This window comes from Alteromonas sp. ABV4_150, assembly GCF_056311745.1.
This window is the reverse complement of the sequence record NZ_CM149971.1, coordinates 497,874-511,621: the sequence shown is the minus strand read 5'-3', so window position 1 is coordinate 511,621 and position 13,748 is coordinate 497,874. Positions and strand designations below refer to the sequence as shown.

Sequence of the window (13,748 nt, the reverse complement as noted above, 5' to 3'; positions counted from 1 at the left end):
GCTTTAGATATTAAAGCGGCACGAAAGCATACGGCTTACTATTTTTACACCGTATTTTCAGATAATAAATCCTCAAGTAAGGGAAGCGGTAAGGCGCCATTTTCTAATACTCGGTCATGGAAATGCTTTAGCGAAAATTTTTCGCCCAGTCTCGCTTTCATTTGCTCACGTAATGACAATATTTTGAGTTGCCCCATTTTGTACATTGGCCCAGAACCAGGTATAACGATAGCTCTATCCACTTCAATTTCGGCTTCGTTTTGACTTAGTGCAGCTTCGGTCATCAGATAAGCAACTGCTTTTTCACGGGACCATCGCTTTATATGAATACCTGTATCTATAACCATTCTTGCGCTTCTTAATAGGTCGTATTGAAGATAGGAAAGCACTTCTTCAGGCGTTTCGTAAAGACCAAGCTCATAACCAAGTTGTTCGGCGTACATTGCCCATCCTTCCGTATAAGAGCCAAATGGCGTTTGTGATATGATATAGGGAAGCCCCGCAAGCTCGTTGGTTACAGAAGTTTGGTAATGATGCCCCGGTATCCCTTCATGAAAACTTAATACCGGCAAACTGCTCTTAGGTAGCGCCCTCATATCACTTAAATTTACCAAGACAGAATTGTTGCTATAACGCGCTAGGGAGTCATTTTCCTCAGTAAGTAGTGGGCTTCGAATAAACTGTAATTCGGGCACGTCAGGGTAAGAAAATAATTGTGGTAACAGCGCTCTCATTTTTTCGTTTTCAGCGTGCATTGCATCTAGTACCGCCCGTCGACCTTCTTGCGAGTCAGTAAAGTAGAGTGCTTCGTTTGATAAAAACGAATTCATAGACTGAGAGAACGTTGTTTGTTGAATATCAAAATCTTTAACGAGAATATCGAGCATTTGTTTTTGGATTCGAGCGACTTCATTTTCGCCAATTGCGAAAACATCGCTTGGCGTTGTATCTAACGTAGTGAAAAATTGCAGGTAAGCCTCATAGGCTTTTTCTCCATCTGGTAAGCGCCAATAACCGATGCCTTCTGGCGTTACCTCTAAAAGCGCCTCATACAACGCTATCATTTTGCCGTAGCTGGGGTAAACGTAGTTGGAAATAGCATCTTTTGCTTCTTGATAGAATGCTAGTTTTTCATCGTGCTCTAGCTCGTCTAGCGTAAGCATTTTTGTATTGAGCGTCGTTAACAGCATGTGCTCGTCAACTGCCGGAGCAACAAATTTTGAAAGTTGCCCCAACACGTTTTCGATAACTATATATGGTGGGACTATGCCTAAGCTTTCTCTCAGACGCACACCCTTAATAACGTTGTCAAAATATCGCTCGCTATCTTTAAGGCGTGCTATATAGCTTTCTATATCACTTTTATCTTCAATAGGGTGATCGTTGGTCATAAATTTAGGAAAACGGCTGTGTAACCCATGAAATGTATCGAGAGGGTAGTTATGATATTTGTAAGATTGAAGTGGTTGCAGGCTATCAAGTAATTGAATAACAGCATCTTGCGTTATTTTTTCTTGGTCGGATAGGTCGCTATACTGTAGTACTGTCGATTTAATGGCAGCAAGGTCAGGGAGTTTTTCGATAATTGTTAGCCTATCAGCGAGATCTAGCGTGTAGTTGTGCTTATCTATGCCCAAATAGTGCAATCCTAAAGAGGTCTTCGTTTGAGGACTTGAAAGCATGAGTTTTAATACTTCTCTGTCTAAAAACACCCTCATAGATAGTGGTTTATCAGTGTGCCATTGGTAAGTAGCAAAAATGCTCAACCCGACAACAATCAACGCTAGTAGGCTAAATAACCAAAATATAATTTTTTTCATTTTTTTCTCAGATTGAAATAGAAAGCTGGATAAAGCTTAAATAATTCAACATTCTGATAGTTGAAAAAAACTTGAAATATACTTGAATATTGAGGTTGCCAGAGCTGTTCTAAGCAATATCGAAAGCGCGTAGTTTCAGAAGAACATGTATTTATGGAGAAGAATGAAAGGAACGGGAATTGTCACGCCGACATAGACTTTTTATACTTTTGTGGAGTTGTCTAACTCTCTTGCTGTTGCTACTTTAGTATTAACTAAATCAAGATTCTGCTCCTCAAGGATGAATGATCTAAATCGTCAATTTAGTATTGGTGGATTAACAATTGACCCCTTAGCCAATACGCTAAAATTCAATTCTCACATTGAAAAGCTCTCACCAAAGGTTATGGAAGTGTTTTGTACCTTGTTTCAAGGTAATGGAGCTGTAGTGACCAGAGATCAGTTGTTGGACTCTGTGTGGGCTGATAGGTTTGGTGGTGATGAATCGCTTTCTCGCGCCATTTCAGAGCTTCGAAAGTCACTTTCTCGGCTGTTGGATACAAACAAGAAGATAATAACAACCGTTCCTAAACGAGGTTATCGGCTTGAGTTATCACTACTAACAGAAATTTGTCAGTTGCAAAGCCCTGCTGTAGAAGCACCTCCCGAATTACCGACCACACAATCTGTGCAAGCTCACAGTGTGAAAAAGCGTTCTCCGTTTGTTTATTTGCTCATCCTTCCAGCTGTTTTGATAGCATTCGTTACAATATTTTTCAGTGGCCTTGATGACAATTCTCAGAAGGAATATCGAGTACTTGTCATTCCTTTTGACGTGACAGACAGTGATAACAAAGATGAACGTACCTTAGCAAACGGTCTACTTGAGTTATCTCTCACACATTTGTCACACGTTGACAATTTCAAAGTAGCGAGTCGAACGTCGAGTGCTTATTTTAAAACCAATAAACATAGCCTTAGGGAAATTCGAAGCTTGTCGCCCGTTGACCTTATTCTTGAGGGAGCTGTAAGACGTGATGGAAACAACCATACCGTAACCTATAGACTCGTTGAAGTAGATTCGGGGTTTACACTTTTTTCCGATAGCAAAACAGTAGAGTCATTGAACATACAGGGTGCAGTTAATGACCTCGTCATGAATACCACTGCACATTTAGGAATTGAGCATAAGCTTATTGGGCCTAGTCCTCAATCTGAAGAGGCTTACCGACTTTATCTGTTAGCTATGGATATTCTAACTCAGAATTACAATCTTGAAGCTCTCCAAAAGGCTCAGGATTACCTTATAAGGGCAAATGCTCAGTCGTCTGCTGACCCTTTAATTGTTGAGGCAATTACAAGTAATTATCTTGAGATGATGAACTTAACGTCGGGGGAAGAGCAAAAAGCAGTGATTGGTTCTGCTCAGGCCTTTCTGAAGCGAAGTCGAGATCTTGGTGTTTCGAGCAGCACGTTATCTTTTTTTGAAGGTATGCTGTACATGCCACTTATTAGTGACCCAGCAAGAGGTGATATACCAAAAGCGTTAGCGCATTTTTCCGAGGCTAAAATGTTGGGTGAGAAAAGTTTTAACTTTTATTTTAACTACACGTATTTGCTGACTATCAACCATCAATACAAAGAGGCCCTTGCCATTGCGAAAGAGGGTATTGCGACCCATCCTCTCTCCTATCGGCTTTACGGCGGACTTGCGTTTGTCAACTTACTGCTTGGTGATGAAAAAGCAGCGCATACAGTGTTTACAAAAATGCGTGAAATAGCGCCACAAGACCCTACAACAGCATGGATGGAAGCACTATCGGCCACAATGTCTGGGCAGTATCAGCAAACGCTAGATTGGACAAGTCAAACACGTGCAGATAGTCCGCCAATAAAAACGCTGATGCTTGATTTGAGCGTGCTAATAACCGCTGACAGAAAAGACTATTTAACGAATATATGGGCGTTATGCGAAGAAAACTTGGTGTCGCTAACGTTAACCGAAACTGATTGCTTTCATCTGTCGTTCGCTAAAGCTATTCACGAAAAAGATATTCCTGGATTGCTATCACATTTGAATGGCGTGGAAAATACTCATGTAAGCTCGCCCTATATTCGAGCAATGATTGGACAAGCGTTGTATTTGTTGCCCGGCTATTTATTAGGTGCTCACAAAGCCCTCTTTGAAGACCTTATTGCTGGTGAGTTAAACGGCGGGGGATTTTCAAATTTGGCGTCGCTAAACTTACTGACTGCGATTCATCTTGCACAACATGACAATGAAATACTTTCATTAGATGAGATAAATACGAAGATAGCCGCAATTTTCAGTGAAAAAGAGATGCCAATTTCTTTTAACGCGGAATATTCAGCGCTATTGGGCGATGTTGAACATGCCTTAACGCTGTTACAGTCACTCGTTGATGGCGAGGATGTCATACCCATTGGGCGATACTACGCCTATTTTGATAGTCCTGCTTTTCTTTTGCTCGACGAAGATAAACGCTTTCTTGAGTTGAAAAAGCGATACCAACGCAAGCTCGATTCATTGAATAGTTCGCTAATGTGGCGACTCTAGCAAACGATAAAAGAGAAAAAATTCATATTAATTTCCTATTTTTTTCCAGATAAAAACTAGGGGGTATTTCATTCTTTTCCTCGAAGTATCGGTTTTATTGGCTGCATTTCAGCCATCAATGAAAAGGAAAAGTTATGAAAAACGCGATCATTAAAATGGCATTGGTAGGTGGGTTGTTGGCAGGAGCTTTTGAGGCTTCATCGGCTCCACTTTCTACCTTGTATATTGATGACTACTATGAGGTGCTTAAAAAGCGTTATTACACCACTAGCATGCCGTCGACGGGCTTACCTTCAAAAAAACACGTACCTGAGCCTGTACCTGTTAGGCCTATACTACCTGGTCCCGTGTCGCCCAAGAAGCCAGTGAAATCTGAAACGCCGCCACCCGTGCAAGATGTGCCTGTCGTGAATTTGCCTCGGGGTAATTCAATAAACACTTGGCCTTCGGCGTATAAAGGAACATGGGCGCTTAAAATACAGCCTTATTCTCAAAACACAGATGAACTGTTAATGATGCGAGCCATTGATGGTGAGCGAGTTGACGTAGTGTCCCAAGATGGCGCAACGCAAATTGGTGAGTTGAATGACGTTGCTGACGGTGTGTATACCATAAATACCGTATCAATGTGCGAGTGTGCTAATAATGTGGCATATAAAGTGACTACCTACACTATTGCTTTTAACCGCTTCGACGAAATGGAAGGGAAATTTACTGATGACCACTATACCGCGGGTGGAAGTCTAGTGTCCTCTGAGTCAGGGGACGTGACGGGGACCTTATTCAACTTCAATAACGGTAGATAGCCGATGATGCAGATAAGACAATGTAGTTTTATCTGCGTTAATTCAACAGAAAATGGAAATCAACGCTAGTCGTTAGGCGTCAAAACCGCTCTCTTTATTTTACAGTAAGTATCGCAATGTTACCTATGCTCAGTAGTCGGCCGAACATTTCTTGATTGGATAACAGCAACGTCCGGAATGGGGCATAACAATATTGCTTTACGATTATCTTTCCATTGGTCATATAAACCATACAGATCTAATTTATGGGGTCTAAATATCAGAAGATCGTAGTGTAAATTAGCAGCGCTTTTTTCTAAAAGGGAATTTGGATATATTCTTTAGAAAAAATTCAGTAATTTTTAAGGTTTTTATCGTTTGAAGGAGCAATCCTACTCCCCGTTTTTAACGATTTGTATTGTTCAAAAATGGAGTCAGAGATGCTTAGTAAATTGAAACTTAAATTGGGAATATTGATTGCTGCTATATCTTGCGTTCATGGTCTTAAAGCAAGTCAATTGCCTTTAACGAATCATTCTTTTGAAGAATACATGATATCTCAGCGAACTTATTGTCTTTTTTTCAAAGATGACCTCAATTATGAAACGGTCTCTTCAAGTGGAGCTCAAGAACTATCGGGCCTTAAAAAAACATCAGCCTCTAAAACTCCCGAAATCCAATCAGAAGTAGCAACGGACGTTGGTGATAAAGCGTCTTTGTTGAAAGAAACAGAAAATGAGTAAGGTTCGAAAAACAGTGAACAATACAAATATAAAATTTGTAAACACCGAACGTTACAAACCGAAGTAAATTAAGTAACGTTTTTCAACGAATGATAAGGGCTGATAATGAGCGCATGAGATATATAAAGTCGCAAGAAATAAGAGTGCCGAAGGGTAATGCTCTGAAATAGGGGCTGTCACTATGAACCCCTCTCTCTAGGATTGTTAGCAGAGAGGGGGAGGTTGATTATCGAGGTAACTTGCAAAGCAACACACATTATTGCGCGAAGGTTAAATCTTGTTTAACTATCAGTCTACGTACATCTTTTGTTGAAATTTTAACGTTTGTTTATTAGCGCCTTTTTGAACATCAATCTCAAACCTGAACGTTTCTTGATCGCGAAATGGCAGCACGGCGAGATAATAAATAGCATCGCCCTCTTCCACTTTCTTAAAGGTTAGCTTTCGCGAGTTGCCGAGCAGGTTTTTTGCTGTTCCTGTCATGTCTACACGCTGCGCTTCACCCGATGCTTTATCTAACACAGAGATATTAACCAGTGCGTTAAACTTGCTTCTTACAATACCGTAATTAGCCGCAACTTCAGGCGTTAAAAAAGGCGTACTGACTACCATATAGTGTACATCCCATTCACCAAGCGTTTGTTTCTGTTCGGCAAGTACAGAGAAGCTTAAGCAAGCCATAGCTACTACAAGCAGGGCCACGTACCCTTTCTTAATTTGTTTTATGTTACTCATCATAGACCTTACTTTGCCTTCATATTTATCTTTTACAAAACAGCGGGCGTACCCGCTGCCGGACTCTGTATAACCTAATGTTTCACCTTTAATGTCTGTAGCAAACATTGTTTACATGGGGAAAGTGTCTTGGATCAGAAGCTGTAAAAACTGTAATGCGATAATGGCAATAAGCACCGATAAGTCTAAGCCGCCTAATGGTGGAATAATTTTACGTATTGGCGCTAAAAACGGCTCGGTAAGCTGATAAAGAACATAGTCAACCGGAGACTGACCTTGCGATACCCAGCTCAATATAGCGCGCAACAGCAATACCCAAAACATTAGCGATAGGGCTTCTTTTACCACGCCAATTACCGATAAGATGGCTATGCCAACGGGGTTTAAACTACCGCCAAACATAAGTCCAAGAGTAATGAGTTTAAGCGCGCATACCGCTACCGCCAATACAAAGGTTGCGGTGTCGAATCTGCCGATTGAAGGGATAACACGGCGCAACGGCCCCACGATAGGGTGGGTTGCTTTTACTACAAATTGACTCATTGGGTTATAAAAGTCTGCCTGAACCATTTGTAACCAAAGGCGCAGGATAACCACCATCAAATAAAGGCTAAATAAGGTATCAACCAAAAATACCGTTGCATTCATGTTGTGTTTTTCCTAAAACGTTATAGCTGTTTTGCCATTTCTTCAGCACGCGCTACGGCAGCCCGCATCGACTTGCTGACAATATCTTTTAAACCTTCATTAATGAAAGTGTTAACGGCTTCTGCGGTAGTGCCGCCCTTAGACGTAACTTGGGCACGAAGCTCGCTTAATTCAAGGTCTGGGTTGTTACAAACCATTTCGGCTGCGCCTAACATGGCCTGCTGCACCATAAGGCGTGACTGGGCTTGATCAAACCCCATATTCATGGCTTCTTCTTGCATGTTTTGTAGGAACAAGAAGAAATAGGCTGGGCTGCTGCCTGCTGCGGCAATAACACCGTTGATGCCATCTTCTTTTTCTACCCAAACGGTTTCGCCCACGCTGTTCATAACATCGTCTACATACTGTCTGTCAGAATCAGAAACTGTATCGTCGGCATACATACCCGACATGCCTTTGCCTAATAAGCTAGGTGTATTTGGCATAATGCGAACAACAGGGTATTCGCCGCCTAACATCTCTTGTAATCTGGCAACGGGAAGACCAGCTGCGATGCTCATAAACAACTTACCTGATAGGTCGTTATTTTTTTGCAGTTCGCCGCACATATCACCCATAATTTGTGGTTTTACCGCAAGCACAATGGCGTCAGCGAATTGGCAAGCTTCATCGTTAGATTGCGTGGTGTGAATACCAAACTCGGCTTTAAGGCCGTCTAACTTTGGAGTAGACGGGTTCGCCGCAAGAATATTCTCTTTAGCGTACCCAGATTTGATAAGACCACTGATGATGCTGCGGCTCATGTTACCCGCGCCAATAAATGCTAATTTTTTCTGTTGCATGTAAATCCTATTTGTTGATTGCATTTAAGTCTGTGTAGCATAGCTAATCGTTAAAAGCTCAGCACGATAGGTATGGCTAAGTACGTTTTCCGAAAATAGCGGTACCGATTCGAACCATGGTAGAGCCATGTTGAATTGCTTCTGCCATATCACTACTCATTCCTACGGATAGGGTATCAAAATTGCTCAGTGATGTATGGTAGTGGTCAAATAATTCTTTTAGCTTAGTTAGCGTAGCGCGCTGTTGTTCTTCACTAGGGTTAGCCTTGGGAATAGCCATCAAACCGCGTAGGCAAAGGCGCTCCTGTGACACTACGAACTCAATTAAAGACGCTAATTCGTTAAGCGCTACGCCAGACTTACTGCCTTCATCATCAATGTTCACCTGAATACATACGTTTAATGGTGGCATTGACGCGGGGCGTTGCTCATTTAGCCGGCGGGCTATTTTTTCTCTGTCAACTGACTGTACCCAATCGAAATGTTCGGCTACTACTTTGGTTTTGTTTGACTGAATAGGCCCAATCATATGCCACTCAATATTTTCGAGTCTGGAAAGTTCCTGAACCTTTTCAACACCTTCCTGCACATAGTTTTCGCCAAACATTCGTTGTCCCGCTTCATACGCTTCAATGATATCTGATACGGGTTTTGTTTTGCTAACCGCTAGCAATTTAACGGAATTTGGTGGACGATGTGCACTATTAGCGGCTTGGTCTATTCCTCTTCGTGCGGAATCTAGTCTTTCTGCTATTGTTTGCATTATTCACCTTGTTTTGGAGAAGTGGTTGTGGATATTACCGAACTTTTGGCTTTCAGTGTTAAGAATAACGCTTCAGATTTACACTTATCAGCGGGCCTACCACCAATTATTCGTGTAGATGGCGAGATGCGTAAACTTAACGTGCCTGCCCTCGATCACAAGCAAGTACATGGTCTTGTTTATGAGATTATGAATGACATGCAGCGCAAAGAGTACGAAGAAAACTTAGAAACCGATTTTTCTTTCGAGGTAAACGGATTGTCTCGTTTTCGTGTTAATGCCTTTGTTCAAAATCGCGGGGCCGCAGCGGTGCTGCGTACTATTCCTAGCAAGGTGCTGACCTTAGATGACCTCGGTGCACCTGAAATCTTCAAAGACATCATAAATCAGCCTACCGGTATAGTGCTAGTCACTGGCGCTACAGGTTCGGGTAAAAGTACCACCCTTGCGGCCATGGTTGACCATATCAATACGCACAAACGCGAACATATTCTAACTATCGAAGACCCGATTGAATTTGTTCACGACAATAAACTTAGTTTGGTTAACCAACGTGAGGTGCACCGTGATACGCACTCGTTTAATAACGCCCTGCGCTCAGCCCTTCGTGAAGATCCAGATGTAATTTTGGTTGGTGAGCTTCGGGACTTAGAAACCATTCGCCTTGCGATTTCAGCTGCAGAAACAGGCCATTTGGTGTTTGGTACGCTACACACCAATTCAGCACCGAAAACCATTGACCGTATCATTGATGTTTTCCCAGCAGAGGAAAAAGCCATGGTGCGCTCAATGTTATCGGAGTCGCTACGCGCGGTTATATCGCAAACCCTACTTAAGAAAGTAGGTGGGGGCCGTGTTGCTGCCCACGAGATCATGGTGGGTATCCCAGCTATACGAAACCTTATTCGTGAAGATAAAGTGCCGCAGATGTACTCGGTTATTCAAACCGGGCAAGCACATGGTATGCAAACCATGGATCAATGCTTACAGCGATTGGTAGCTATGGGCGTTATAAGCAAAGAAGATGCGGCGGCAAAGTCAGTAGATAAACAGTCAATGAGTAATTTCTAGAGGCCATTATGCTAGATTCACTATTACAAAAAATGGTCGATACCAACGCATCGGATTTATTTATAACGGCTGAGTTTCCGGTAAGTGCCAAAATCAACGGCAAACTGACACCAGTGACAGAAAGTGCCACATCGGAAGAGGCATCGCTCGCACTGGTTCACGAAGCGATGACCGAAAAGCAGCGAGACGAATTTCATACATCGAAGGAGTGTAATTTCGCTATCGTTCGCGATGGCATTGGTCGTTTCCGCTGCTCTGCATTTTGGCAGCGTGACCAAGCGGGCATGGTGATTCGCCGCATCGTTACTCAAATTCCCAAAGCGGATGATTTGGGTCTGCCGCGAGTACTAAAAGAAATTATTATGTCTAAACGCGGTCTTGTTCTATTTGTTGGTGGAACGGGGACTGGTAAATCCACGTCATTGGCTGCACTTATTGGGCACAGAAATGAAAACTCGCACGGGCATATATTGACCATTGAAGATCCTATCGAGTTTGTACATGAGCATAAAAATTGTGTTATCACGCAGCGTGAGGTGGGCATTGATACCCAGTCCTTTGACGATGCACTCAAGAGCTCACTTCGTCAGGCACCTGATGTTATTCTGATAGGTGAAATTCGTTCAATGGAAACCATGGAATATGCCATGTCGTTTGCTGATACAGGTCATTTGTGTGTAGCCACACTTCACGCCAACAACGCGAATCAAGCCATAGAGCGTATTATGCACTTGGCGCCTAAAGATCAGCACGATAAGCTGCGTTTTGATTTAAGCTTAAATATCCGCGCTATTGTGGCACAGCAACTTGTGCCTACGCCAGATGGCAAAGGCAGGGTGGCTGCAATAGAAATACTGCTTAACTCGCCGTTAGTGCGCGATCTTATTCAGCGCAATGAAATAGGCGCGTTAAAAGAAGCAATGAAAAAAGGAAAAGAGCAGGGTATGCAGAGCTTTGATATGGCGCTGTATGATTTGTACAAAGCGGGTAAGATTGACATGGACCAAGCGCTGCACCACGCCGACTCGCCCAACGATCTGCGTTTAATGATCAAGCTTGATACTAGCGACGGTTCTAGCTTAGGCACCTTGTCTAACGTATCTATTGATATGGATGACTAGACGCTGCTTTTTCAGTGCAGAAGTTAAACTTTGAAAAAGTGGTACCTGGATAATTAATCAAAAAGCAGCCCTTGGGCTGCTTTTTCGTATAAGCTCTACGCGGTATGCAATATTTTTTGCAATAGGATAGTCATTGAAAAAACTTTTCTCCTCACAAGACGCTTTTGAAATGCAAGCGGTTCGCAGCGAACTCGATGCGCTGTCTATCCCCTACATGGTAAAAAATGAATTTGCTAGTGGTGCTATAGGAGAGCTGCCTTGGCAGGATTCTCAGCAGGAAGTATGGCTCGTCGACGATAGCTGGTATGCGCGAGCGTCGAAAGTTATCGAGGCCATCGTTCACAAATCACGTAATACAAATAACAGCAGTGAAGACTGGCGGTGTAATGCGTGTGGTGAGGAAAACGGCAGCGCTTTCGATGTGTGCTGGCAGTGTGGCGTGGAAAAGTAAAAGGACAGGAACTAAAAATTAAAAACAAAGAGTAGCGCAAAGGCGGCTACTCGTATTGGGTTTCACTCCAGCTTGTGAAGATCACGCAAGCTGATACGCTATCAATTTTATCCTTAGTAAGCTTTTTATAGCCACCTAACTCAAACAGCATAGCTTTAGCGTCTGTAGTAGTAAGACGCTCGTCACAGGTTTCCACTGCAACACGAAAACGTCCGTGGAGTCGATTGGCAAACTTGCGAGCTCGTTGGGTCATTTCCTGCTCTGTGCCGTCCATATTTAGCGGTAAACCAACAACGACAACATGGGGTTGCCATTCTTCATAAAGCTTTTCTATCAAAGCCCAATCTGGAATGCCGTCTCGTGCCTTAAGCGCCGCAAGAGGTGAGGCTGTGCCAGTAATTTCCTGGCCTACTGCTACGCCAATGCTTTTGGTACCAAAATCAAACGCAAGTACAGTACGGTTTCCTATATCAGGCATGCCCGGCTCCTGGCGCTAGCTGCCATACATCAACACCGAGTTTATTAACCGTTGCTTGCCACTTTTTATGCATAGGTGTGTTAAACAAAATATCTTGGTCCGCTTCTATGGTAAGCCAAGCGTTTTCCTGCATTTCCTTTTCAAGTTGCCCGGGTGTCCACCCGGCGTAACCTAAGGCAATAAGCACCTCTTCAGGGCCCTCATCGTTGGCGATAGCCGTTAAAATGTCCTTTGATGTGGTAACCATTATTCCCGGCGCGAGCTTAAGACTAGATGCCCAGGATTTTTGCGACGAATGCAAAACAAATCCACGCTCTTGGTTGACCGGTCCGCCCGCAAGTACGATTTGTTCTGCCTTATCTTCAGAAACCGTCAACTCTTTATCAGTTTGTTCAAGTAGTTGTTTGACGTTCATAGTAGAGGGCTGATTTACCACAATGCCCATAGCGCCTTCAGCATTGTGTTCACAAACATAAATGAGTGAACGTGAAAAATAGGGATCGTCTAAGCTAGGCATTGCGACCAAAAAGTGATTTTGTAGGCTTTTTAATTCCGTCATAGTGTGCTTTTACTACTATCTATTATTAACGTCTTTAACTTTAAGGGCCTTGAAACATTACGCGTAAACATTGAGTATAAAAGGCCCTGTACTCACCCATGTTGAGCTTGATCCAAACTACCCCCGCCGGCGATTAGTGCAAAGCGCCTTTTATCTAATGGCTAAGCGCTTTTCAATCGCATCAAACAGTGCGCCCATAATGTCAACGTCGTACGCGGCTTCTATTTCTCTTACGCACGTTGGGCTGGTAATGTTTATTTCTGTAATTTTATTGCCAATTACATCAAGCCCTACAAACAGAATGTTATTTTCTTTAAGCGTAGGGGCGATGGCTTCAGCCAAGGCGCGGTCTGAATCAGAAATTGGCTGAGGGCGGCCAGTGCCGCCAGCGGCTAAATTTCCTCTTGTTTCCCCTTTGGTTGGCAGCCGCGCTAAGCAGTATGGCATTACTTCACCATCTACAATCAATACACGCTTGTCACCGTCTTTAATCTCTGGGAGGTACTCTTGTACCATCATATAGCGCGTGCCCAAATGAGTGAGGGTTTCAATAATTACCCCTAAATTATTACCGTCAGGTTTTACTCTGAATATAGAGGCGCCCCCCATGCCATCTAAGGGCTTACAAATAATGTCTTGATGCTTCGCATGAAACTCACGAATAATCGTTTGGTTGTTTGATACGAGAGTATTCGGGATATGTTCTGGGAAATACGACGTGAACAACTTTTCGTTGTAGTCTCGTAGGGCCTGAGGGTTATTTACAACCAGTGCTCCAGCGTCTTGCGCCAGTGACAACACTTGTGTTGCGTATAGAAACTCGCTGTCAAAAGGCGGGTCTTTACGCATAAGTAAAACATCGATATCCCCTAAATGCAGGGTCGCTTCGTCTTCAATCGCGTAGAAATCTGTCGCTTGATCTTTAACCGACACGGTTTTGCCCAAACCCATAGGCTTACCATTGTCTAAATACAGGTCTTTTAGTTCGAAATAAACAACCTTTGCACCGCGGCGCTGAGCTTCAAGCATCATCGCAAAGCTTGTGTCCTTATGTGGCTTAACGCTTGCTATGGGATCCATAATTACGCCAACGGTATATTGCATAATGTTCTCACTTTGAATGTTTATAAAATGCCGGCTCATATAGCCTCGCTAATAATCTTTTTATATTGGGT

Annotated in this window: 14 protein-coding genes; 6 read left to right on the top strand and 8 right to left on the bottom strand. The window is 43.0% G+C overall.

What is annotated here, in order from left to right:
* Positions 1-44: 44 nt before the first annotated feature.
* A complete protein-coding gene (locus tag ACYX4M_RS02190; protein ID WP_476081707.1) occupies positions 45-1,820 on the bottom strand; it encodes a DUF885 domain-containing protein in 1,776 nt (591 codons plus the stop codon).
* 280 nt (positions 1,821-2,100) lie between these two features.
* On the opposite strand from ACYX4M_RS02190, the gene ACYX4M_RS02185 reads away from it, so the two are divergent.
* The 3 genes from ACYX4M_RS02185 to ACYX4M_RS02175 all read left to right on the top strand — a co-directional run bounded on the left by ACYX4M_RS02185 (position 2,101) and on the right by ACYX4M_RS02175 (position 5,905).
* Positions 2,101-4,377, top strand: a complete 2,277-nt coding sequence (locus ACYX4M_RS02185; RefSeq protein WP_476081706.1) for a winged helix-turn-helix domain-containing protein — start codon at positions 2,101-2,103, stop codon at positions 4,375-4,377.
* A gap of 134 nt (positions 4,378-4,511) precedes the next feature.
* A complete protein-coding gene (locus ACYX4M_RS02180) occupies positions 4,512-5,183 on the top strand; it encodes a hypothetical protein (protein ID WP_476081705.1) in 672 nt (223 codons plus the stop codon).
* 419 nt (positions 5,184-5,602) lie between these two features.
* On the top strand, positions 5,603-5,905 hold the full coding sequence (locus ACYX4M_RS02175) for a hypothetical protein (protein WP_476081704.1): 303 nt from the start codon (positions 5,603-5,605) through the stop codon (positions 5,903-5,905).
* A 288-nt stretch (positions 5,906-6,193) separates the two neighbouring features.
* Here ACYX4M_RS02175 and ACYX4M_RS02170 read toward each other — a convergent pair whose 3' ends face one another.
* The 4 genes from ACYX4M_RS02170 to ACYX4M_RS02155 form a co-directional block, all read right to left on the bottom strand.
* Positions 6,194-6,640 (bottom strand): DUF4426 domain-containing protein, encoded by a 447-nt coding sequence (locus ACYX4M_RS02170; protein WP_476082839.1) that lies wholly within the window; start codon positions 6,638-6,640, stop codon positions 6,194-6,196.
* 111 nt (positions 6,641-6,751) lie between these two features.
* Positions 6,752-7,288, bottom strand: a complete 537-nt coding sequence (locus ACYX4M_RS02165; protein WP_476081703.1) for a YggT family protein — start codon at positions 7,286-7,288, stop codon at positions 6,752-6,754.
* Positions 7,289-7,308: 20 nt separating this feature from the next.
* Complete coding sequence (gene proC / locus ACYX4M_RS02160) at positions 7,309-8,130, bottom strand: pyrroline-5-carboxylate reductase (protein ID WP_476081702.1); 822 nt, start codon at positions 8,128-8,130, stop codon at positions 7,309-7,311.
* Positions 8,131-8,206: 76 nt separating this feature from the next.
* Positions 8,207-8,893, bottom strand: coding sequence for a YggS family pyridoxal phosphate-dependent enzyme (locus ACYX4M_RS02155; RefSeq protein WP_476081701.1), 687 nt, complete (start codon positions 8,891-8,893; stop codon positions 8,207-8,209).
* Positions 8,894-8,920: 27 nt separating this feature from the next.
* Between ACYX4M_RS02155 and ACYX4M_RS02150 the strand changes: the two genes are divergently transcribed.
* The 3 genes from ACYX4M_RS02150 to ACYX4M_RS02140 all read left to right on the top strand — a co-directional run bounded on the left by ACYX4M_RS02150 (position 8,921) and on the right by ACYX4M_RS02140 (position 11,536).
* On the top strand, positions 8,921-9,964 hold the full coding sequence (locus ACYX4M_RS02150) for a type IV pilus twitching motility protein PilT (protein ID WP_476081700.1): 1,044 nt from the start codon (positions 8,921-8,923) through the stop codon (positions 9,962-9,964).
* Positions 9,965-9,972: 8 nt separating this feature from the next.
* Positions 9,973-11,085 carry a PilT/PilU family type 4a pilus ATPase gene (locus ACYX4M_RS02145; protein WP_476081699.1) on the top strand — a complete coding sequence of 371 codons (1,113 nt, stop codon included), beginning with the start codon at positions 9,973-9,975 and terminating at the stop codon, positions 11,083-11,085.
* A 133-nt stretch (positions 11,086-11,218) separates the two neighbouring features.
* Entirely contained in the window at positions 11,219-11,536 is a 318-nt protein-coding gene (locus ACYX4M_RS02140; RefSeq protein ID WP_476081698.1) for a putative signal transducing protein, read from the top strand.
* Positions 11,537-11,582: 46 nt separating this feature from the next.
* On the opposite strand, the gene ruvX is transcribed toward ACYX4M_RS02140, so the two are convergent.
* The 3 genes from ruvX to gshB form a co-directional block, all read right to left on the bottom strand.
* Positions 11,583-12,014, bottom strand: a complete 432-nt coding sequence (ruvX, locus tag ACYX4M_RS02135) for a Holliday junction resolvase RuvX (protein WP_476081697.1) — start codon at positions 12,012-12,014, stop codon at positions 11,583-11,585.
* Positions 12,007-12,573 (bottom strand): YqgE/AlgH family protein, encoded by a 567-nt coding sequence (locus ACYX4M_RS02130; protein ID WP_476081696.1) that lies wholly within the window; start codon positions 12,571-12,573, stop codon positions 12,007-12,009. Before ACYX4M_RS02130 ends, ruvX begins: the two co-directional genes overlap by 8 nt.
* A gap of 150 nt (positions 12,574-12,723) precedes the next feature.
* Positions 12,724-13,677: a glutathione synthase gene (gshB, locus tag ACYX4M_RS02125; RefSeq protein WP_476082838.1), complete on the bottom strand. Its 954-nt coding sequence runs from the start codon at positions 13,675-13,677 to the stop codon at positions 12,724-12,726.
* Positions 13,678-13,748: the final 71 nt, after the last annotated feature.